This is a genomic window from Nonomuraea sediminis (assembly GCF_018531495.1).
Taxonomy (GTDB): domain Bacteria; phylum Actinomycetota; class Actinomycetes; order Streptosporangiales; family Streptosporangiaceae; genus Nonomuraea; species Nonomuraea sediminis.
Genome location: NZ_JAHDTI010000027.1, coordinates 48,631 through 68,826 on the forward strand (window position 1 = coordinate 48,631; position 20,196 = coordinate 68,826).

20 protein-coding genes and 1 riboswitch are annotated in these 20,196 nt (G+C 70.7%); of the genes, 17 read left to right on the forward strand and 3 right to left on the reverse strand.

Features of this window, described 5'->3' with window-relative positions; translation table 11 throughout:
- Nucleotide 1: 1 nt before the first annotated feature.
- Complete coding sequence (locus KIK09_RS55375; RefSeq protein WP_214327622.1) at nucleotides 2–1,003, reverse strand: ABC transporter permease; 1,002 nt, start codon at nucleotides 1,001–1,003, stop codon at nucleotides 2–4.
- A gap of 256 nt (nucleotides 1,004–1,259) precedes the next feature.
- Here KIK09_RS55375 and KIK09_RS55380 point away from each other — a divergent pair, with 256 nt between their 5' ends.
- The 12 genes from KIK09_RS55380 to KIK09_RS55435 all read left to right on the forward strand — a co-directional run bounded on the left by KIK09_RS55380 (nucleotide 1,260) and on the right by KIK09_RS55435 (nucleotide 12,091).
- Nucleotides 1,260–2,054, forward strand: coding sequence for an oxygenase MpaB family protein (locus tag KIK09_RS55380; RefSeq protein ID WP_214327623.1), 795 nt, complete (start codon nucleotides 1,260–1,262; stop codon nucleotides 2,052–2,054).
- 388 nt (nucleotides 2,055–2,442) lie between these two features.
- The gene (locus KIK09_RS59800; RefSeq protein ID WP_214327624.1) at nucleotides 2,443–3,042 is read left to right on the forward strand and encodes a collagen-like protein; all 600 of its coding nucleotides are present in this window, start codon (nucleotides 2,443–2,445) and stop codon (nucleotides 3,040–3,042) included.
- A 664-nt stretch (nucleotides 3,043–3,706) separates the two neighbouring features.
- A riboswitch (FMN riboswitch) is annotated at nucleotides 3,707–3,837 on the forward strand.
- A 101-nt stretch (nucleotides 3,838–3,938) separates the two neighbouring features.
- On the forward strand, nucleotides 3,939–5,111 hold the full coding sequence (gene ribD, locus KIK09_RS55390; RefSeq protein WP_308164861.1) for a bifunctional diaminohydroxyphosphoribosylaminopyrimidine deaminase/5-amino-6-(5-phosphoribosylamino)uracil reductase RibD: 1,173 nt from the start codon (nucleotides 3,939–3,941) through the stop codon (nucleotides 5,109–5,111).
- Nucleotides 5,111–5,701: a riboflavin synthase gene (locus tag KIK09_RS55395; protein WP_214327625.1), complete on the forward strand. Its 591-nt coding sequence runs from the start codon at nucleotides 5,111–5,113 to the stop codon at nucleotides 5,699–5,701. Before ribD ends, KIK09_RS55395 begins: the two co-directional genes overlap by 1 nt.
- Complete coding sequence (gene pnuC, locus KIK09_RS55400) at nucleotides 5,698–6,348, forward strand: nicotinamide riboside transporter PnuC (RefSeq protein WP_214327626.1); 651 nt, start codon at nucleotides 5,698–5,700, stop codon at nucleotides 6,346–6,348. The genes KIK09_RS55395 and pnuC overlap by 4 nt, the downstream gene beginning before the upstream one ends.
- The gene (locus KIK09_RS55405; RefSeq protein WP_214327627.1) at nucleotides 6,341–7,546 is read left to right on the forward strand and encodes a bifunctional 3,4-dihydroxy-2-butanone-4-phosphate synthase/GTP cyclohydrolase II; all 1,206 of its coding nucleotides are present in this window, start codon (nucleotides 6,341–6,343) and stop codon (nucleotides 7,544–7,546) included. Before pnuC ends, KIK09_RS55405 begins: the two co-directional genes overlap by 8 nt.
- Nucleotides 7,543–8,010 carry a 6,7-dimethyl-8-ribityllumazine synthase gene (ribH, locus tag KIK09_RS55410; protein WP_214327628.1) on the forward strand — a complete coding sequence of 156 codons (468 nt, stop codon included), beginning with the start codon at nucleotides 7,543–7,545 and terminating at the stop codon, nucleotides 8,008–8,010. The genes KIK09_RS55405 and ribH overlap by 4 nt, the downstream gene beginning before the upstream one ends.
- Before the next feature lie 11 nt (nucleotides 8,011–8,021).
- Complete coding sequence (locus tag KIK09_RS55415; RefSeq protein WP_308164862.1) at nucleotides 8,022–8,465, forward strand: PH domain-containing protein; 444 nt, start codon at nucleotides 8,022–8,024, stop codon at nucleotides 8,463–8,465.
- A 9-nt stretch (nucleotides 8,466–8,474) separates the two neighbouring features.
- A complete protein-coding gene (locus tag KIK09_RS55420) occupies nucleotides 8,475–9,365 on the forward strand; it encodes an AAA family ATPase (protein ID WP_372455839.1) in 891 nt (296 codons plus the stop codon).
- On the forward strand, nucleotides 9,358–10,434 hold the full coding sequence (locus KIK09_RS55425; RefSeq protein ID WP_214327630.1) for a vWA domain-containing protein: 1,077 nt from the start codon (nucleotides 9,358–9,360) through the stop codon (nucleotides 10,432–10,434). Before KIK09_RS55420 ends, KIK09_RS55425 begins: the two co-directional genes overlap by 8 nt.
- Nucleotides 10,427–11,521, forward strand: coding sequence for an XdhC family protein (locus KIK09_RS55430; protein ID WP_214327631.1), 1,095 nt, complete (start codon nucleotides 10,427–10,429; stop codon nucleotides 11,519–11,521). The genes KIK09_RS55425 and KIK09_RS55430 overlap by 8 nt, the downstream gene beginning before the upstream one ends.
- Nucleotides 11,522–11,530: 9 nt before the next feature.
- Entirely contained in the window at nucleotides 11,531–12,091 is a 561-nt protein-coding gene (locus tag KIK09_RS55435) for a nucleotidyltransferase family protein (RefSeq protein ID WP_214327632.1), read from the forward strand.
- Between the two features lie 10 nt (nucleotides 12,092–12,101).
- On the opposite strand, the gene KIK09_RS55440 is transcribed toward KIK09_RS55435, so the two are convergent.
- A complete protein-coding gene (locus KIK09_RS55440; protein ID WP_308164863.1) occupies nucleotides 12,102–12,989 on the reverse strand; it encodes an endonuclease/exonuclease/phosphatase family protein in 888 nt (295 codons plus the stop codon).
- Between the two features lie 168 nt (nucleotides 12,990–13,157).
- Between KIK09_RS55440 and KIK09_RS55445 the strand changes: the two genes are divergently transcribed.
- The 4 genes from KIK09_RS55445 (at nucleotide 13,158) to KIK09_RS55455 (ending at nucleotide 17,213) form a co-directional block, all read left to right on the forward strand.
- Nucleotides 13,158–14,198, forward strand: a complete 1,041-nt coding sequence (locus KIK09_RS55445; RefSeq protein WP_214327633.1) for an LLM class F420-dependent oxidoreductase — start codon at nucleotides 13,158–13,160, stop codon at nucleotides 14,196–14,198.
- Nucleotides 14,199–14,243: 45 nt separating this feature from the next.
- Nucleotides 14,244–14,339: a putative leader peptide gene (locus KIK09_RS60950; protein ID WP_372455840.1), complete on the forward strand. Its 96-nt coding sequence runs from the start codon at nucleotides 14,244–14,246 to the stop codon at nucleotides 14,337–14,339.
- A gap of 53 nt (nucleotides 14,340–14,392) precedes the next feature.
- A complete protein-coding gene (locus KIK09_RS55450) occupies nucleotides 14,393–15,691 on the forward strand; it encodes a dicarboxylate/amino acid:cation symporter (protein ID WP_308164864.1) in 1,299 nt (432 codons plus the stop codon).
- A 139-nt stretch (nucleotides 15,692–15,830) separates the two neighbouring features.
- Nucleotides 15,831–17,213, forward strand: coding sequence for a serine/threonine-protein kinase (locus KIK09_RS55455; protein ID WP_214327634.1), 1,383 nt, complete (start codon nucleotides 15,831–15,833; stop codon nucleotides 17,211–17,213).
- A gap of 2 nt (nucleotides 17,214–17,215) precedes the next feature.
- On the opposite strand, the gene KIK09_RS55460 is transcribed toward KIK09_RS55455, so the two are convergent.
- The gene (locus KIK09_RS55460; protein WP_214327635.1) at nucleotides 17,216–19,069 is read right to left on the reverse strand and encodes a glycoside hydrolase family 9 protein; all 1,854 of its coding nucleotides are present in this window, start codon (nucleotides 19,067–19,069) and stop codon (nucleotides 17,216–17,218) included.
- A gap of 80 nt (nucleotides 19,070–19,149) precedes the next feature.
- On the opposite strand from KIK09_RS55460, the gene KIK09_RS55465 reads away from it, so the two are divergent.
- Nucleotides 19,150–20,178 carry a M24 family metallopeptidase gene (locus tag KIK09_RS55465; RefSeq protein ID WP_214327636.1) on the forward strand — a complete coding sequence of 343 codons (1,029 nt, stop codon included), beginning with the start codon at nucleotides 19,150–19,152 and terminating at the stop codon, nucleotides 20,176–20,178.
- The last annotated feature ends 18 nt before the right edge of the window (nucleotides 20,179–20,196 follow it).

A 20,196-nucleotide genomic window follows, 5' to 3' on the forward strand; every position in this document is an offset into this window, starting at 1 on the left:
TCTAGCGCTTGATCTTGGGGTCGAAGGCATCGCGGATCGAGTCGCCGAGCAGGTTGAAGGCGATCACGAACACCAGCAGGGCGACGCCCGGGAAGATCAGGTAGGTGATGTCGTCCCGGTAGATCTCTGTCGCCCGAAGGAACATGCGTCCCCAGTCCGGGATCTCCTCGCCCATCCCCACGCCCAGGAACGACAGCGCGGTCTCGGTCGTCACCAGCGCCGGCAGCAGCAGGCTCGACTGGATGATGATCGGCGTCCACAGGTTGGGCAGCAGTTCCTTGAACACGATCCGCGCGGGGGAGGCGCCGGTGACCCTGGCGGCCTCGACGAACTCGCGTTCCCGCATGGACAGCACCTGGCCGCGCAGGAGCCTGGCCAGCCCGGCCCAGCCGAAGACGGTCAGCATGATGGTGAGCGTGACCGCCTGGAACAGCACCGGGGCGTTCTCGTCCGGACTGACGAACAAGCTGGTCAGGACCGGGGTGAACGCGATGATGAAGATCACCTGGGGGAACGCCAGCGTCAGGTCGATGATCCGGCCGACCAGGTAGTCGGTCCTGCCACCCGCGTAGCCTGCCACGATGCCGATCACGATGCCGATGGCGGTGGTGAGGATCGTGGCCGCCACGGAGATCGCCAGCGAGGTCCGGATACCATAGACGAGCTGCGTGAATACGTCGCGGCCCAGGCCGGGTTCGATGCCGAACCAGAACTCCGAGCTGATCCCGCCGTTCGGTAGGATCGGGTTCCCGGCGTCGTTCAAGAGACCAGGATTGTCCTGTCCATAAAGGGCATATGGGTTCTTTCCGTATATAGCGGAAATAACGGGCGCGAAGATCGCGACCAGGAAGAAGAAGATCACGACGATGGCCGAGAGGACGCCCGTACGGTCGCGGCGGAACCGCAGCCACATGAGCTGTCCCGGGGAGCGGCCGACCGCTTCCGGGGTTTCGGTCACGGACGTCGCGTCGATCGCGGGTGCTGTGGACGTCGGTGTCGTCATCTAACGGGGCCCCCAAGCAGCGAGCGCAAATCCTGATGGCACATTCGCAGTTTGCTCCTGTCTGAAGCAATGGTCTGGGGTGCTTTCACTAATTCGTTGTGCAATATCGATCCGCCTGTGCCTTCACATGCGTTGACCCGATCTACCGGGCGGTGTCACTATGCCGTCGGGTATGACCGGGTAAATCACGGAATCGGGGCATAAACGAGACGGCCTCGTGACATGAACACCCGGCAAACGGGGTAACCGATCACTTATGAGGGACGATGGCCTCTTCGGCCCCGAATCGGTGACCTGGCGGGTGATGGGCGAGCCGATCCTCCTCATCGGCGGATTTCGAGCCCTCCTCATGCAGGGGCTGCACCCACGCGCGATGCGCGGCGTGCTGCAGAACTCCGCGCTCATGGACCCCAACGAGGCCTGGGCCCGCTTCATGCGCACCACGGAGTTCGTCCGGGTCCGCACCTACGGCACGCGGGCGGAGGTCGAACGCGCGGGGCGCCGGGTCCGTAAGATCCACTCGATGCTGACCGGGTACGACCCCGACACCGGCGAGACCTTCCGCCTCGACGATCCCGACGCGCTGCGCTGGGTCCACGTGGGGGAGGTGGACTCCTACCTTTCGGTCGCCCGGCGGGCCGGGTTGCGGCTATCCGACTCGGAGGCCGACCAGTTCGTCCTGGAATGGCGGCGCGCGGCCGAAGTCGTCGGGCTGCGGGCCTCCGACGTTCCCGGCAGCGTGGCCGAGCTGCGCGACTACATCGAGGCGCAACGCCCCGGCCTGCGCTTCGTCCCCGAGGCCGCGCACCCGCTGCGGCAGTCGCTCAACGTGCCCCTGCCGCTCTACCTCATACCCCTCAAACCGGTCGTCCCGGCCATCGCGCTGCTGGCCTTCGCGTCCCTGCCGCGCTGGGCGCGCCGCCTCTACGGCCTGCCCGCCACCCCGGTCGGCGACCTCTGGGCCACCGCCACCCTCCGCGCCCTCCACACAGGCCTCGCCCCCGTCCGCTACGCCCCCAAAGTCCTCAACATCCGCCACCGCGCCGCCTAACCCCCTTCCGTACGGCGAGCCGCCGCCGCGGCTTCTTCTGTACGGCGAGCCGCCGCCGCGGCCTCTTCTGTACGGCGAGCCGCCGCCACCGGCCGCCCGCCGTACTTCGGCTCAGGACCTGTGACCGGCGCTCCCGGCGAGTCGAGCCCCCTTCCCCACCGCCACGACACCCGTTACCCGGGCACCACGGCCCCCCTTGCCCGCCGTACACAGCGCCGGCCAACCACCGCACCCCACCTCGCCGACCCCGGCGCGGCGTACAGGTGCTCGCAGCCCCGGTACTGCGTGACCCGAGCGTCACGGTTCCCCGGGCGCGTGGTGTTGGGGCGGGGAAGTTGAGTAGGGCGTACTCATGTGGGGGCGATCATCGTGGGTGAGCATCGGCGGCATGAGAATGATCGTCACCAAGCGACTGCTCGCCGTGGGCGGTGCCGTTGTCGTGCTGTCGGCTACCGGGGCGGTGGCGTACGCGGCCGGGTCCTCCTCCGGGGTGATCACCGCGTGCGTGTCGTCCGGCGGTAGCGTGCGCGTGGTCTCCGCCTCGACCAAGTGCAAGAAGGGCGAGCGCCGCCTCGACTGGAACCGTGAAGGTCCCCAAGGTCCTCAGGGCGCCGAGGGCGCGCGTGGTCCCCAAGGCTCCCAGGGCGCCGAGGGCGCGCGTGGTCCGCAGGGCGAGCGCGGCCCTCGCGGCGCGCAGGGTCCTGCCGGGCCCGCGGGCTCGGGGGGTGGGGGCAAGGTCGTGATGCGCAAGGTCGACTCGACCCTCCAGCCCAACGACGCCAACACCATCAGAGTCAAGTGCGAGTCCGGCGAGACGGCCACCGGAGGCGGCTTCGGCGCCGCCGTCAACGGGTCGGTCCGCGCCTCCTTCCCCGGCCTGGACAACTCCGACCGCAACGGCGGCCCCTTCCAGGGCTGGATCGTCTTCGCCGAAAACCCCTCCAAATCCCCCATCCAGGTCGTCGCCTACGCCCTGTGCACCTCCTGACCCAAGGGCGGGGACCCTCACCTCCCCGCCCTTCTCACCCGGCCGGCCATGAGAGTCGCCGCCCGCCCTTCTCCTATGTCAGGCCGCGTGTGCAGACCTCTCGGGCTTCTCGCATGGCGGCTCGCGCGAGCCGGCTGCTCACACTTCTCGTACGATCGGCCGTGGATATCGGTCGCCTGCTCTTCTGTACGGCCGGCCGCGGGTATCGGCCGCCCGCACTTCTTGTACGGCAGGCCGTCGCCACCGGCCGCTCGCCGTACTTCGGCTGAGGGCCCGTGACCGGCGCTTCTGGCGAGTCGGTGACAGTGCCCGCCGCAACGCCGCCCGTCACCCGGATACCGCGCCCACCGCTCCCCGCCGCACGGGGGCGCCGACGTCCGCCATACGTCTCCTCGCCGACCCGGCGCCCGGGCCGCAGGGCCGTGGTCGTGACTCCCCGCTGCACCGGGGCGCGGGCTTCGCTATCCCCCTTCCCGCCGACGCGGCGCTGGGGTCGCGGTGTCGCGGTCTTGACCGTGCGCGGCACGTTGGCGCCAGGCTTCGCCGTCCCCCTTGGATGGGGTGGCCTGGGGGAAGGGGATTGTTGAGCGAGCGCTTGGTTGGTAGCGTGGGGGGTGGTCGCGCCTTGCGAAACGGGCATGGCAGACTGTAGGTAGAAAAGAGCTAGCGTGCTCCGGGGTCGGTGAAAGTCCGAACCGGCGGTTACAGTCCGCGACCCGGCCGATGCCATCGGCCGGTTGACCCGGTGAAATTCCGGGACCGACGGTTAAAGTCCGGATGGGAGGCAGCGCGCGGGCGTCCGGTGTCCAAAGCCGGGCGCCATTGTGGTGCATGACGCATCACGTCCCCCCGGGGCCCGCCGTGGCTATGAGCTACTGGCGAGTAGGAGGTCCGGGGTGGAGTACCCGACCCAGCCCGGCGACGACGTCGCGCACATGCGCCGCGCCGTGGAGCTGGCCGCCCGCGGATGCGGCACCACCAGCCCGAACCCCGTCGTGGGCTGCGTGATCACCGACAAGCAAGGCGCCCTGGCCGGCGAGGGCTTCCATGCCTACGCCGGGGGTCCGCACGCCGAGATCGTGGCGCTGGCCCAGGCGGGAGAGCGGGCCCGTGGCGGCACCGCGTACGTGACGCTTGAACCCTGCGACCACACCGGCAGGACGGGCCCGTGCAGCCGCGCGCTTCTCGAGGCCGGTGTGACCCGGGTCGTGGTGGCCGTGGCCGACCCCAACCCGGCGGCCGCCGGGGGAGGCGCCCGGCTGCGGGCGCACGGCGTGACCGTGGAGACGGGGCTGCTGGCCGAGGAGGCCGAGCGGGTCAACGTCGAGTGGCTGACCTACGTCCGCCTCGGAAGACCCCACGTGACCTGGAAGTTCGCCGCCACGCTTGACGGCAGGTCCGCCGCCGAGGACGGCACCAGCAAGTGGATCACCTCCCCGGAGGCCAGGGCGGACGTCCACCGCCTGCGGGCCGCGTCCGACGCGATCATGGCCGGCATCGGCACGATCCTCGCCGACGACCCCCACCTGACCGCCCGCATCCCATCAACCCCCACGGATGCCCCTGAGGGAACGGGTCCGCAGCCAGGAACGGAGTCGCGAGCCGCGCAGCGGGGCGGCGTGCCCAGGCGGAGGGTTCCGTTGCGGGTGGTGGTGGATTCCGATGGTAGGACGCCGCGGGGGGCGCGGGTGCTTGACGGCGCGGCCCCGACGCTGGTGGTCGTCGCGGATGACGCCGTCACGGACCTGGAGGCCGACGTCGTACGGCTGCCGCGCCACGACCCGCACGCCGTACTCAAGGAACTGGCCAGGCGCGACGTGGTGAGCGTGTTCCTGGAGGGCGGCCCCACGCTGGCGGGAGCGTTCCTGGCCGCGGGCCTGGTCGACCGGGTCGTGGCCTACCTGGCCCCGGCACTGCTCGGCGGCGGCGCAGCGGCGCTCGGCGACGCGGGCGTGCGCACGATCGCGCACCTGCACCGCCTGACTTTTGACGACATCTCACAGATCGGCCCGGACCTGCGGCTGACGGCCAGGCCCGCGGCACCCCCAACACCCAGCAGGGAGCAGTGATGTTCACGGGAATCATCGAGGAACGCGGCGAGGTGGTCTCCATCGAGCCCAAAGGCGGCGCGGCGCTCCTGAGACTGAGAGGCCCGATCGTCACCGAGGACGCCAAGCACGGCGACTCGATCGCGGTCAACGGCGTCTGTCTCACCGTGGTCGAGGTGGACGGCGACGTGTTCACCGTCGACGTCATCAAGGAGAGCCTCGACCGCAGCTCCCTGGGCGACCTCGAGGAGGGCTCGCGGGTCAACCTGGAGCGCTCGGTCAGGGTGAACCAGCGCCTGGACGGTCACATCGTCCAGGGCCACGTGGACGGCACCGCCGTACTGCTGTCCAGGGACCCGGGCGAGAACTGGGACGACCTCCGCTTCTCCCTGAGCCCCGAGCTGAGCAGGTACGTGGCGGAGAAGGGATCGATCGCGATCGACGGAATCAGTCTCACGGTGACGACGGTTGACGATGAAAGCTTCGGCGTGAGCCTCATCCCCACCACGCTGAAGCTGACCACGATGGCCGAACGCCGGGTCGGCGACCGGGTGAACATCGAGGTAGACGTGATCGCGAAGTATGTCGAGAGACTGGTGGTACAGGCATGAACTGGGCAGAGGCCGGATTCAACGTCTTCGGCGTGCATGTGCTCTGGACCGACCTGGTGGGGAGCATCGCCGCCCTGATCCCGGTGGTGCTGGCCATGCGCAAGTCGATCTGGAACTGGCCGATCCAGTTCATCGCCGCCGTGCTCCTGATGTTGGCGTATGCCACGATCCCGGCCACGGGCAGCGTGCTGAAGAACGCGATGATGGCGCTCCTGGCGGTCTACGGCTTCTGGAAGTGGCAGCGCGGCATCCGCGACGAGGGCGGGCTGGTCGTCCGCCGGGGGACCACCCGCGAGCGGCTCGGAATGCTGGCCGCCATCGTCGCGGGCACCGCTGTCTTCTGGGTCTTGTTCTACGTGACGGGCTGGTCGTGGGGCGAGTACTCGCAGCCTCCTGAGAAGTACTTCCTGATCGCGGCCGACGCCTACATCTTCGTCGGCGGCGCGGTGGCGACCTGGGCGATGAGCAAGGCGCTGGTGGAGTTCTGGATCATCTGGATCCTCGTGGACCTGGTCGGCGTGCCGGTCGCGTTCCGCGGCGGCATCTACTTCAACGGCTCGGTCTACGTCGTCTTCTTCGTCCTGGCACTGGTCGGCTTCGCCAACTGGCTCAAGCAGTCCCGACGTCCGGAGGTGGTCCATGTTTGACCCCATCGAGCGGGCCGTAAGCGACATCAAGAACGGCAAGCCTGTCGTGGTCGTCGACGACGAGAACAGGGAGAACGAGGGCGACATCATCTTCGCCGCCTCGAAGGCGACCCCCGAGCTGCTCACGTTCACGATCAGGTACACCAGCGGCGTGATCTGCGTGCCCATGGAGGGCAAGGAGCTCGACCGCCTGGGCCTGCCGCTCATGGTCACCCAGAACCGCGAGCGCATGCGCACCGCCTACACGATCAGCGTCGACGCCCGCGACGGCGTCACCACGGGCATCTCGGCCGCCGACCGGGCCAAGACCATCCGCGCGCTGGCCGACTCCGCCACCGAGCCCAACGAGCTGGTACGGCCGGGCCACATCTTCCCGCTGCGCTACCACGAGGGAGGTGTCCTCGCACGGCGCGGCCACACCGAGGCGGCGGTGGACCTGGCCCGCCTGGCCGGGCTCACCCCGGCGGGCGTGCTGGCCGAGGTGGTCAACGAGGACGGCTCGATGGCCCGCCTGCCGCAGCTGCGCGACTTCGCCGACGAGCACGGCCTGGCCCTGATCTCGATCGAGCAGCTGGTCGAGCACCGCCGCAGGACGGAGTCCATGGTCACCCGCGTGGCCGAGACCCGCGTGCCCAACGCCCACGGCCAGTGGCGCGCCTACGGGTTCGCCAGCGCGCTGGACGGCGGCGAGCACATCGCGCTGGTGCTCGGCGACATCGGCGACGGCGAGGGCGTGCTGGTGCGCGCCCACTCCGAGTGCCTGACGGGAGACGTGTTCGGCTCGCTGCGCTGCGACTGCGGCGTCCAGCTGGACAACGCGATGGCCGCCATCGCGGAGGAGGGCCGCGGCGTGGTGGTCTACCTGCGCGGCCACGAGGGCAGAGGCATCGGCCTGCTGGCCAAGCTGAAGGCCTACAGCCTGCAGGACAACGGCCACGACACCGTCGACGCCAACCTGGAGCTGGGCCTGCCGGTGGACGCCCGCGAGTTCTCCAACGCCGCCCAGATGCTGGCAGACCTGGGCGTGAAGTCGGTGCGGGTGCTCACCAACAACCCGGCCAAGCTGCGCGGCATGGACGGCTACGGCATCAAGGTGCTCGGCCGCGAGCCCATGCCCGTCGCCGTCAACCCCCACAACGAGCGGTATCTGCAGGCCAAGCGGGACCGGCTCGGTCACCACATCTCGGAGGCGTCATGAGCGGAGAGGGCCGGCCGGTCGCCGCGCCCCTGGAGGGCGCGGGTCTCACGGTCGGGATCGTGGCGGCCAGCTGGCACGCCAAGATCACCGACCAGCTGACGGCGCGAGCCGTACAGGCCTGCGACGACAGCGGGGCGGCGGCGACCGTGGTCAGGGTCGCCGGGTCGCTGGAGATCCCGGTGGTGGCGCAGGCGCTGGCCCGCAGATGCGACGCGGTCGTGGCGCTCGGCGCGGTCATCCGCGGCGAGACCGCCCACTTCGACTACGTCTGCGACTCGGTGACATCGGGGCTGACCAGGATCTCGCTGGACGAGGAGACCCCGGTCGGCAACGGCGTGCTCACCTGCGACACGCTGGATCAGGCGCTTGACCGCTCGGGATTGCCGGGCAGCAAGGAGGACAAGGGCTACGAGTCCGCCGTGGCGGCGATGGAGACGGCGCTGCTGCTCAGGAGCCTGCGATAGGTTGATTGATCGTGTCTGTGAGCCCTCCCGACCTGCCCGTCACCTGGCGACCGAGCCGGGGCAGGATCGTCCCGTACGGCTTCGCCGCCGTCATCGTGATCGGCGCGATCGTCATGGCGATCTTGATCGACGAGCCGTTCCGCCTGCCCGACCGGGTGGGGCTGGTGGTGTTCGGGCTGCTGGTGGCCTTCGTCCTGCACCTGCTTGGGCGGGTGCGGGTCGAGGCCGACGCGGAGGGCATCACGGTGGTCAACGCCCTGCGCACCCACCGCTACACGTGGCCCGAGGTGATCGACGTGACGCTCATCGAGGGCGAGCCGTGGCCGAAGATCGACTTCTCGGACGGCAGGACGATCGGCGCCATGGGTATCCAGGGCTCGGAGAAGGCACGTGCCAGGAAGGCCACGGCCGAACTGGCGGCTTTGATCCATGCCCGGGGTGAATTTCACGCGTAGCCTGAAAGCGTGCTGCGGCGGACATTCAAGGCAACGGACATCGAGTCCCCGGAGAAGCTGATCGAGCTGCTCGACCGGCACGCCTACCTTGCCGATCCGGGGCTGGCCACGGCCGCGTTCCTGGCGATGCGCATGGGCAGGCCGCTGTTCCTGGAGGGCGAGGCGGGCGTCGGCAAGACCGAGCTGGCCAAGACGCTGGCCGAGCTGCTCGAGGCGCCGCTGATCCGGTTGCAGTGCTACGAGGGGCTCGACGCCGCCCAGGCGCTCTACGACTGGGACTTCGCCCGTCAGCTGCTCCACCTCAAGGCCGCCGAGGCCGCCGGCATCACCGACGTGAACAGGCTGGAAGGCGAGATCTACGACCGGCGCTTCCTCATCGCCCGCCCGCTGCTGAAGGCGATCGAGACCCAGCCGAGCGTGCTGCTGGTGGATGAGATCGACCGGGCCGACGACGAGTTCGAGGCGTTCCTGCTCGAGGTGCTGTCGGACTTCACGATCTCCATCCCCGAGCTCGGCACCGTCAAGGCCGCCGAGCCGCCCGTGGTCGTGGTCACCTCCAACCGGACCCGCGAGGTGCACGACGCGCTCAAGCGCCGCTGCCTGTACCACTGGCTCGAGCATCCCGAATTCGACCGCGAGGTGGCGATCCTGCTGCGCCGCCTGCCGTCCTGCACCGAGACGCTGGCCAGGCAGGTCGCCAGGGCCGCGGAGCGGCTGCGCCAGGCCGACCTGGTCAAGCCGCCCGGCGTGGCAGAGACGCTGGACTGGACCGAGGCGCTGCTCACGCTGGGCGCCACCGAGCTCGACCCGGACAAGGCCGCCGCCACGCTGGGCGCCGCGCTGAAGTACCGCGAGGACGTGCAGAACGTCCTGGGCAACGGGCTGCTCCCGCATGGATGAGCTGGCCGCGACGATGACAGGGTTCGCCAGGACGTTGCGGGCCGCCGGGGTCGGAGCCGACCACGAGCGCACCCAGAACCTGCTGCGCGCGCTCGACCACCTCGACGTCACCGACCGCGCCGAGGTCTACTGGGCCGGGCGGCTCACGCTCTGCGCCACACCCGACGACCTGCCGCGCTACGACCGCTGCTTCGCCGCCTACTTCGGCGGGGTCAGGGGACGCGAGAGCCGTACCGCCATGACGACCGTCACCCGCCACACCACGACGCTGGACGTCGAAGGCGACGGCGAGCAGGGGGAGGGCGAGCCGATCCAGGCCGTGGCCAGCAGGCGCGAGGTGCTGCGGCACCGGGACGTGGCGCGGCTGACCGAGGACGAGCGGGCCGAGGTGCACCGGATGCTGTCCCTGCTGGAGGCGGGACGGGCACAGCGGCGCTCGCGGCGCTACCAGAGCGCCCACCGGGGCGTGCTGGACCAGCGGCGCACCATCCGCGAGGCGTTGCGCAGGGGCGAGGTGGCGCGGCTGCGGCGCAAGGCGCACACCACCAGGCCGCGCAAGGTGGAGCTGCTCGTCGACATCAGCGGGTCGATGGCCCCCTACAGCGAGACGCTGCTGCGTTTCGCCCACGCCCTGGTCAGGAGCGAGCCGCGGGCCACCCGCGTCTACTCGGTCGGCACCCGGCTCACCGCCATCACCGCCGAGCTGCGCCACCGCGACCCCGGCACCGCGCTCAACGAGGTGTCCAGGGCGATCCCCGACTGGAGCGGCGGCACCCGGCTGGGCGAGGAGCTGCGCGAGTACCTGACGCGTAACGCCGCCCGCGGCGCCATCGTGGTGATCGCCTCCGACGGGTGGGAACGCGGGGACCCGGCGCTGCTGGGGGAGCAGATGGCCCGGCTGGCCAGGCAGGCGCACCGGGTGATCTGGGTGAACCCGCACAAGGGGTATGAGGACTACCAGCCGCTGACCGGCGGCATGCGGGCCGCCCTGCCGTACCTCGACGACCTGGTCGCCGGGCACAGCCTGGCCGCCTACGAGGAACTCAGCGAAAGGCTCGCCGATGCGTGACGTGTTGCCGGAGATCATGCGCTGGTGGCGGTCGGGGCACAGGTTCGGGCTGGCGACCGTGGTGGCCACGTGGAGCAGCGCGCCGCGGCCGCCCGGCGCGGCCATGGCGGTGCGCGGCGACGAGGTGGTCGGCAGCGTGTCCGGCGGGTGCGTGGAGGGGGCCGTCTTCGAGCTGGCCGCCGAGGCGGACCGGCCCGTGCTCCAGCGGTACGGCGTGAGCGACGACGACGCCTTCGCGGTGGGTCTGACCTGCGGCGGCATCATCGACATCCTCGTCGAGCCCGTCTCGAGCGAGTCGTTTCCCGAGCTGGGGGAGATCGCCAAGTCGGTCGAGGAGCACGAACCGGTCGCGGTCGCCACGATCGTGGCGGGGCCGGGGCAGATCGGGGCCAGGCGCGTCATCTGGCCCGCCAGGACCTCAGGATCCCTCGGGCTGGAACGCCTGGACGAGGCCGTCGACGACGACGCCCGCGGCATGCTGGCCCAGGGGCTGACCGGCATCAGGCACTACGGCGCGCAGGGCGAGCGCCGCCTGGACGACCTGTCCGTCTTCGTCCAGTCGTTCGCGCCGCCGCCGCGGATGCTGGTCTTCGGCGCGATCGACTTCGCCGCCGCGGTGGCCAGGGTCGGCAAGTTCCTCGGCTACCACGTGATCGTCTGCGACGCCCGGCCCGTCTTCGCCACCGCCAAGCGCTTCCCCGACGCCGACGAGGTCATCGTCAAGTGGCCGCACGACTACCTGGCCTCGGTGCGGGTGGACGAGCGGACCGTGATCTGCGTGCTGACCCACGATCCCAAGTTCGACGTGCCGCTGCTCGAGGTGGCGCTGCGCACGCCGGCCGGGTACGTGGGGGCGATGGGCTCGCGCCGCACCCACGACGACCGCCTGACCCGGCTGCGGGAGGCCGGGCTGACGGAGGAGGAGCTGGCGCGACTGCGCTCACCGATCGGGCTCGACCTCGGCGCCCGCACGCCCGAGGAGACGGCCGTGTCCATCGCGGCCGAACTCATCCAGCTGCGCTGGGGCGGCTCGGGGCAGCCGCTCACCAAGACGGCGGGGCGCATCCACGGCGAAGGCATGGGGTAAGAGGCGGAGATGAACGGATCAAGGGTGGCCGGGCTGCTGCTGGCCGCCGGTCGGGGGACCAGGCTCGGCACGCCCAAGGCGCTGCTGGAGTACGAGGGCGAGCGGCTCGTCGACCGCGGGGTCCGGCTGCTGGAGGAGGGCGGCTGCCATCCGGTGGTCGTCGTCCTCGGCGCGGTGACGGTGCAGGTGCGCCGAGCGGTGGCTGTGCGCAACCCCGAGTGGCGCATGGGCATGGGCTCCTCGCTGCGCGTCGGCCTGGCCGCGCTGCCGCCGGAGGCGGAGGCGGTGGTGATCGCGCTGGTGGACCAGCCCTTCATCAAGCCCGCCGCAGTGCGCGCGCTCATCGAGTCCGACGCCGAGGTCGCGGTCGCCACGTACGGCGGGCAGCGGCGTAACCCGGTGCTCATCACCCGCCCGCACTTCGCCGAGGTGGCGGAGATGGCGGTCGGCGACGTCGGCGCCCGCCCGTTCCTCAAGGCCTACCCGGAACTCGTCACCGACGTCGCCTGCGACGGCCTCGGCGACCCCACCGACATCGACACCCCGGAGGACCTCACCCTGCTGCGCTGACGAACTCCGCTCACATGCGGAGCGAGGCGACGGCGGCCCGGTGGTCGCTGCCGGTGGCGGGGGCGACGCCGGCCCGGGTGGCGGTCATGCCGCGATAGAGGATGTGGTCGGGGCGGGTGATCGGGAACTGGGACGGCCAGGTGAACCCGAACCCGTCGCCGGCGGCGCGCTGGGCGTCGGTGAGCGGGGGAGTCAGGCCGTTCATCCCGCGGTCGGTGGTGGCCGTGTTGAGGTCGCCGAGCAGCAGCAGCCGCTTGCTGGGGTCGGCGTCGACGAGCTTGCGGGCGTGCGCGAGCGACGCGTCGCGGGAGGCGGTCATGCCGGGCCTGGCCGAGGCCAGGTGCATGACGTACACGGTGAGCTTGCCCTTGGGCGTGGTGACGACGGCGCGCAGGGCGCGGGGCCAGCCGAGGCCGACGTCGAGCGGCTGGGTGTCGCTGATCGGGTAGCGGCTCCACAGGCCGACCGTGCTGACCGGGTAGTGGTACTTGAACATCTTGTTGAGCTGCTTGGCCGCGGGCCCGCCGGGGGTGAGCTCCTCGGCCGCCAGCAGGTCGAGGTTGTCGGCGATCGTGCGCACCGCCTCGCCGGAGGCGCTGTTGCGCACGCCCACGTTGACCGTGCCGACCCTGAGGTCGCTCGGCCCGCCGGGCGGCGACATGACCAGGGTCGAGCCGAACATGGCCGCCCACACCACGCCCGGCAGCAGCGCGGCCACGGTGGCCGCCTTCGAACGGGCGGCCACGGCCCCGGCCAGCAGCAGCGGAACGCTCCAGCCGACCCACGGCAGCAGGCTCTCCACGACCGGCGTGACCCCGCCGAGCGCCGGGATCAGCTGGTGACCGGCGAGCACGACGGCCACCAGGCAGGACACGACGATCACGACCCGTTTCAGCACTCGAACCAGGCTAGCGAGCTTTCCCACGCCGCGCGGCGCACTACGACGGCGCGACCGGGAAACCCGCGCCCAAGAGATCGCGAAGGCCCAGCGTGGCATGGTCATCCCGGTCACGGTAACCTGTAGCCCACAAAACGGAACATCATTCGGTTTCGATGGGAGCCCGGGATGCGCATCGGTATGGGTCTCAACTACGCGGGCGGCTTCAAGGAGACGGTCTCCGAGCTGGCCGACTACGAGCGGGCGGGGCTCGACATCGTGTTCATCCCCGAGGCCTACAGCTTCGACGCGGTGAGCCAGATGGGCTACATCGCGGCCAAGACCGAGCGGCTGGAGATCGCCTCCGGCATCCTGCCGCTGTACTCGCGCACGCCCACGCTGCTCGCGATGACCGCGGCGGGCATGGACTACGTCTCCGACGGGCGCTTCACGCTCGGGCTCGGCGCCTCGGGGCCGCAGGTCATCGAGGGCTTCCACGGGGTTCCCTACGACGCGCCGCTCGGCCGTACCAGGGAGATCATCGAGATCTGCCGCAAGGTGTGGCAGCGCGAGCGGCTCACCTACGAGGGCAAGCACTACACGCTGCCGCTCCCGCCCGAGCGCGGCACCGGCCTGGGCAAGGCCCTGAAGATCATCAACCACCCGGTACGGCCGCGCATCCCCATCGTGATCGCCGCCATCGGGCCGAAGAACGTCGAGCTCACCGCCGAGCTGGCCGAGGGCTGGGAGCCGATCTTCTACGTGCCGGAGAAGGCGGGCGAGGTGTGGGGGCCGTCGCTGGCCGCCGGCAAGGCCCGCCGTGGCGAGGAACTGGGCGAGCTGGACGTCATCGCGCAGGCCCCGCTGGCGATCGGCGAGGACGCGGCAGGGCTGCGTGAGCTCGGCAGGGCGATGGCCGCGCTGTACATCGGCGGCATGGGCGCCAAGGGCCGCAACTTCTACAACGAGCTGGCCAGGCGCTACGGCTACGAGAAGGAGGCCGAGCAGATCCAGGAGCTCTACCTGTCGGGCAAGAAGGACGAGGCCGCCGCGCTCGTGCCGGATGAGCTGCTGGAGAAGACGTCGCTGATCGGGTCCGAGGGCTTCGTGCGCGACCGGATCCAGGCGCTGAAGGAGTCGGGCGTCACCACGCTCAACGTGGCGCCGCTTGCCCACACCCACGAGGAGCGGGTCAAGCTCATGGAGCGGGTCAAGGAGCTCGCTTCGTGATGTAGATCACCATTTGCGAGGGAATACCTACCTTTTTGCAGGGTGTTGAACCGACCTGTGAGGTTCTCTGTCGTGTTCGTGCTGCTCGTCGAGCGGCTGCACATCGACCTGTGCCGGGTGACCGGCACCAGCTGTCTCTGACTCCGAATCCCCTCGTCACCTTTTCCACAATTTCATTCGGAGTCTTCCTCACCGTGAAGAGATTCAACTTCTCCCTGCAGTTGCTGCTGGGCCTCGTCGTCGGCATCGCGCTCGGGTTCGTCGCCAAGATCTGGGACGTCGCCTGGCTCGCCGACACGCTCACCCAGGTCGGCAAGATCTTCGTCAACCTGCTCAAGCTCGCCGTCCCGCCGCTGGTGTTCACCGCCGTGCTCGTCAGCGTCGCCAACCTGCGCAACGTCAACGGCGCCGCCCGCCTGGCGAGCAAGACGCTCGGCTGGTTCCTGGCCACCGCAGCGATCGCCGTGGCCATCGGCATCGTGCTCGGCCTGGTCATCAACCCGGGCCAGGGCGTCACGCTCGACCTGAGCGGCGCCAAGAAGATCGACACCGAGGGCGCGGGCACCTGGCTCGACTTCCTCACCGGCATCATCCCGACCAACATCTTCACCGCGTTCACCGAGGTGAACGTCCTGCAGATCGTCTTCCTCGGCATCGTGCTCGGCGCCGCCGCGCTCGCGCTCGGCTCCAAGGCCGAGCCGTTCCTGTCGCTGAGCCGCTCGGTGCTCGAGCTCGTCCAGAAGGCCCTGTGGTGGGTCATCCGCCTGGCCCCGATCGGTACGGCCGGCCTCATCGGCAAGGCCGTGTCCACCTACGGCTGGGAACTGCTCGCCCCGCTGGCCAAGTTCAGCGTCGGCGTCTACGTCGGCTGCTTCATCGTGCTGCTCGCCGTCTACCCGACGCTGCTCGCGGTGTTCGGCAAGGTCAACCCGATCCAGTTCTTCCGCAACGCCTGGCCCGCGATCGAGCTGGCGTTCGTCTCCCGCTCGTCCGTCGGCACGCTGCCGCTGACGCAGCGGGTCACCATCGAACGCAACGGCGTCGACCGCGACTACGCCTCCTTCGCCGTGCCGTTCGGGGCCACCACCAAGATGGACGGCTGCGCCTCGATCTACCCGGCGCTGGCCGCGATCTTCGTGGCCCAGGTCTACGGCATCCACCTCGGCATCGGCGAGTACCTGCTGATCGCGTTCGTCTCCGTCATCGGCTCGGCCGCCACGGCCGGACTGACCGGCGCGATCGTCATGCTCACGCTCACGCTGAGCACGCTCGGCCTGCCGCTCGAGGGCGTGGGCCTGCTCATCGCGATCGACCCGATCCTGGACATGATCCGCACCGCCACCAACGTGGCCGGTCAGCTGGTCGTCCCCGTGCTGGTGGCGCGTGGTGAGAACCGTCTCGACGAGACGGTCTTCAACGCCGCGCCGCAGCCCCTCGACGACGACGCCCCGGCCCGGCCGGCCGTCGGCTCCCCGGAGCCGGCGACCGCCTGACCTTCCACCTCACGAAGGGCGGGGAGCGGAGGCTCCCCGCCCTTCGTGCTGTCCGGACCCGGGTGGTTGTGGGGCGCGTGGGGTGCGGATGGCCCTATGGTGGGTCGGAAATTGCCGTTTCTGTAGATATGGCGGGGATATGTCGGACTCCATGGTCGCTGGTCGCTATCGGCTGGACGAGCGGATCGGCGGGGGCGCTGGCGGTGAGGTGTGGCGCGGGTACGACCTGCGCGCCGACTGGACCGTGGCCGTGACGATGCTGGCGAGCGCCAGCGAGGGGCTCACCGAGCGGGTCAGGGCCGTGGCCAAGGTGGTGCATCCCAACGTGGCGATGGTGCTGGACGTGGGCGACGTGGACGGCAGGCCGTTCCTGGTCGTGGAGTTCCTGACGGGTGAGAGCCTGGGGGAGGAGCTCGCCTCGCGCGGTCCTGTGCCGGTCGTGGAGGCCTGCGACCTGATCGGCCAGGCGGCCGGCGGGCTCGACGCGGCACACCGCGAGGGCGTCGTGCACGGCCGGGTGGACCTGCAGAGCCTGCGCCGCGCCGGCAGCGGCGTCCTGAAGGTCGTCGGCTTCGCCCTGGAGGAGCCGGGCCTGGAGGCGGCGGACGACCTGCGCGCCCTGGGCCGCGTCGCCTACGAGATCCTCACCGGCCGGCCACCCGCAGACGCCCCCGCCTCACTGCGCGAACTGCGCCCCGAGATCCCCGAACGGCTCGACCAGCTGGTCCTGGGCCTCATCGCGGGCCAGAGCGCCGACCACCCCAGCGGCGAGTCGGTGCGGCGAGCCCTCTCCGCCATCGCCCGCCCCCAAGCCGCGGCGGCCGCGGTCCCTTCGACCGGCGACTCCATGCCCGTCCCGGGCGCAGGAGCCGCGACGGCCATGCACCAGGACGGGATGCGGCACACGCAGGTCATGCCGGGCGAGCCGTTCCCGCGTCCGGGGGACACCGTCGTCTACGACCAGCCCCTGCCTCCGGCGTCGAACAAGAAGCTCTTCATCCAGCTGGGCGCGGCCGTGGCGGTGATCGCCGTCGTCACCATCGGCCTGATCATCTGGGGGAACTCGAAGGGCGGCACCCCGGTCGCGCAGCCCAGCCCCACCATCGTCGCCAGCAGCACCCCTACGCCCACGCCCACGCCGACCCGCACGCCGACCCCGTCGGCCACGCTCGGCCTGGACACCGAGGACCCCGGCCACATCGTCACGACCGGCGGCCCGCCCAAGGGCTCGCTGAAGGACACCCCGCAAGGTGGGTGGCAGCACTTCCTGGCGCAGTTGGACAGCGCCGTCGCGGCCGAGGGGGAGAACGTCAACCCGGCGGTCGCCCGCCAGGTTCACGAGAAGATCCAGAAGGCCGGCGAGAAGTTCCGCCGGGGCCAGGAGAGGCAGGGCCGCAAGCAGCTGGAGAGCCTCGGCAAGGACATCGCCAAGGCGATATCCAACGGCGACATCCCCAGCTCGGGTCCTCTGGTCAACTTCCTCAACGACTGGCCACTCTCCACCTCCGTCGAGGGCTACTGACATCAGGTCGCGGTGGGGCGCAGGGCGTACAGGGCGATGGCGGCGAAGTCGTCGGCGGGCTCGGAGGCCTGCCACGACCGGACGTCGTCGACGAAGCGGCTGCCCCGCCCGGTGAAGGCCGCGTAGCGGTCCACGCCGTCCGCCGGGCAGGGCGTCATGCCGTCGAGGTGGTCGCCCAGCCCTTCGTCGAAGAGTGAGGCCTTGTTCGGGCCGTTGACCACCGCGCCCGTCGCGGGCCGGCCGGTCAGGTTCGAGATCTGGTAGTGCGGGCACCGGATCGAGTCACGGCCCACGCCCGCCACGAACGACACACCCCACGCGTTCGCGCCGAACACCCAGCCGCGCTGGCGCGTCGCGAACGCGTCGTAGGTCCTGTCGCCGCTCACCTCGCGATAGAGGCAGGCCGTCGCCACCAGGCCGAAGGCGTGGGGCACCGCGTCGAACTCGTCGTAGGCCGCCCCGGCCATGAACGGGTCCTTGCCCGCCCGCGCCGCCCCGATCTCCAGCTGCGCCCGCAGGTCGGCGATGAGCTGCTCCTCGGAGACGGCGACCCGCAGGCCCGGGATCCGCGCCTCGGACGACCCGTTTTCCTGGGCCGTGCCAGGGAGAGGGGCGACGGCGGCCGGCCGGGTGCCGGAGGCCGCGACGCGGATGGCCTTGACGAGGTCCGCGTGTGCCAGGGCGCTGACGTCATAGAGGTTGAGCGTGTCGCCGCCCGCCTCGTGCCGCAGGTACTCCCCGGCCCAGTGCGCCGCCTGCTCCAGCCAGTCGCCCGCGCGCGGGTCGCCCAGGCGCTGCGCCGCCAGCGCCAGCTCCGCGCCGCCCAGCTCCATGTCGTCCCGCCAGGCCTTCTCCGGGTAGAAGGAGTACGGCAGGCTCGTCACCAGCTGCCCCACCTGGGAGGTCTTGGCCAGGGCGTAGACCGCCGCCGCCTTGTCCAGCAGCTGCGCGGCTCGGTCGGGGGAGGGCTCCATCTGGGCGGCCACCGCGAACGCGGCAGCCGTACGGCCCGCCAGGTTGGGGCTGATCGGGTGGCCGGGCGGCGCGGCGCGGAAGACGGGGCGGTGGCGCAGGTACCGGTGGGAGGAGCCGTCGTCGGCCTCGGGCAGGCGCCAGACGTCGTGGTCGCCGGCGAACGTGCCCGCCTTGTCGCCCGCGCCGATGCCCACCTGGATGTAGAGGGTCTTCCCGTCCCACATCTTGTCCAGATATTTCAGGCCATGGGAGGCCTCGCGGGCCAGCGCGGCGGAGTGACCCGCGTCCCGCAGCGAGGCCCACAGCAGCGTGTCCACGTAGGCCAGGATGTGGGTGAACTTGAGGTAGTCGCCCGCGTCGAACCAGCCGCCCTCGACGTCCACCGGGCCGCCGATCCGCCGCAGCCCGCCCTTGATCTCGTCCGTGTCGGGCCCGGTGAACTCCGGCCAGTCGTAGACCATGGCGGCCTTGTCGTTGCCGTGCCGCCGCCCGCCGTCGCGCTGGCCCTGGAAGAACCGCACGATCTTGGGGGCGGGGGAGGCGGGATCCACCTGGAAGGGCGGTGAGAGCAGGGATCCGGACTTGACCCGGTACGTGCCCGGTTGCCGCAGGTCCGTCAGGTCGAGCGCGTACACGTGCGGGAAGGTCCCGTTCCAGCGGCCCAGGTCGCGGCCCGCCGTACCGTGCAGCACCTCGCGGCCGTCGCGGGCGACGATGCTGAAACGCGCGCCCGCCGAGCCGCCGCGCGACATGAGGAAGGCCTGCTTGGACTCGCCGGGCGCGAAGCCGACCTGGTCGACGCGGATGTATCCGGACGGCTCTGCCACGGCGGGGCTCCCCATCGTCAGGACGGCCAGCGCGACCGCGAGGACTGCTCTCATCTAACGCTCTCCGGAGTTAGGAAGGATTCCTTACCATCCTGGATGCGGGGCACGAAGGTCAAGACGCGTACATTGACGAAATGACCGTCGAACACCAGCAGCGCCGGGCACGGCTCGCCGAACTCCTCCAAGTCCCCGCGATCCTGGTCACCTCCCCCGTGAACGTCCGCTACCTGACCGGTCTCGACAGCTCCAACGCCGCCGTCCTGGTCCGCGCCGACGGGACTGCGAAGCTGGCGACCGACTCCCGCTACATCGAGATGACCCGCGAGCTGGACATCGAGACGGTCGAGGCGGGCGACGTGGCCGCCGAGCTCGCCGAGCCCGGCGTCGGCATCGAGGCGGCGCACATGACGGTCGCCGTGTACAACGGCCTGGGCGGGGAACTGGTGCCGCTCGAGCCGCTGGTCGAGCGACTCAGGGCGGTCAAGGACGAGGGCGAACTCGACCTGCTCCGCACCGCCTGCGCCATCACCGACGCCGCCTTCGCCGACGTCACCGGCAAGATCACGGCGGGGATGACGGAACGGACCGTCGCCCACCTGCTCGAGGCCCGCATGGTCGAGCTCGGCGCCGACAAGCCCGCCTTCGACAGCATCGTCGCCGCCGGCGAGAACGGCTCCGTCCCGCACCACTCGCCCACGGACCGCGAGCTGCGCGCCGGCGACCTGGTCACGATGGACTTCGGCGCGCTCTACCGCGGCTACCACGCCGACATGACGCGCACGGTGTGCCTGGGCGAGCCCGCCGCCTGGCAGCGCGACCTGTACGACCTGGTGGCCACGGCGCAGGCGGCCGGCCGTACGGCACTGCGGCCAGGAGCACTGGCCAGCGAGGTCGACGCGGCGGCGCGCACGGTCATCGCCGAGGCGGGGCAGGGCGAGAACTTCAGGCACGGCCTCGGACACGGCGTCGGCCTCGAGATCCACGAGGAGCCGTTCCTGGGTCCCTCCAGGACCGGTAGACTAGAGGATCGAGTTCCGATCACCGTCGAGCCCGGGGTCTACCTCCCCGGCCGGGGCGGGGTCCGCATCGAGGACACCCTCGTGACACGTAAGGGCGGGCCGGAACTCCTCACGAAGACGACCAAGGAGCTGCTCGTCCTGTAGAGCGGCCGCATCCGGGAG

Bases quoted from the DNA above. Each gene is read 5' to 3' on its own strand.
- pnuC (WP_214327626.1), top strand. From the start codon at position 5,698: ATGAACTGGGCAGAGGCCGGATTCAACGTCTTCGGCGTGCATGTGCTC.
- KIK09_RS55465 (WP_214327636.1), top strand. From the start codon at position 19,150: ATGACCGTCGAACACCAGCAGCGCCGGGCACGGCTCGCCGAACTCCTC.
- KIK09_RS55445 (WP_214327633.1), top strand. From the start codon at position 13,158: ATGCGCATCGGTATGGGTCTCAACTACGCGGGCGGCTTCAAGGAGACG.
- KIK09_RS55380 (WP_214327623.1), top strand. From the start codon at position 1,260: ATGAGGGACGATGGCCTCTTCGGCCCCGAATCGGTGACCTGGCGGGTG.
- KIK09_RS55455 (WP_214327634.1), top strand. From the start codon at position 15,831: ATGTCGGACTCCATGGTCGCTGGTCGCTATCGGCTGGACGAGCGGATC.
- ribH (WP_214327628.1), top strand. From the start codon at position 7,543: ATGAGCGGAGAGGGCCGGCCGGTCGCCGCGCCCCTGGAGGGCGCGGGT.
- KIK09_RS55405 (WP_214327627.1), top strand. From the start codon at position 6,341: ATGTTTGACCCCATCGAGCGGGCCGTAAGCGACATCAAGAACGGCAAG.
- KIK09_RS55375 (WP_214327622.1), bottom strand. From the start codon at position 1,003: ATGACGACACCGACGTCCACAGCACCCGCGATCGACGCGACGTCCGTG.
- KIK09_RS55430 (WP_214327631.1), top strand. From the start codon at position 10,427: ATGCGTGACGTGTTGCCGGAGATCATGCGCTGGTGGCGGTCGGGGCAC.
- KIK09_RS55425 (WP_214327630.1), top strand. From the start codon at position 9,358: ATGGATGAGCTGGCCGCGACGATGACAGGGTTCGCCAGGACGTTGCGG.
- KIK09_RS55435 (WP_214327632.1), top strand. From the start codon at position 11,531: ATGAACGGATCAAGGGTGGCCGGGCTGCTGCTGGCCGCCGGTCGGGGG.
- KIK09_RS55395 (WP_214327625.1), top strand. From the start codon at position 5,111: ATGTTCACGGGAATCATCGAGGAACGCGGCGAGGTGGTCTCCATCGAG.
- KIK09_RS55460 (WP_214327635.1), bottom strand. From the start codon at position 19,069: ATGAGAGCAGTCCTCGCGGTCGCGCTGGCCGTCCTGACGATGGGGAGC.
- KIK09_RS59800 (WP_214327624.1), top strand. From the start codon at position 2,443: ATGAGAATGATCGTCACCAAGCGACTGCTCGCCGTGGGCGGTGCCGTT.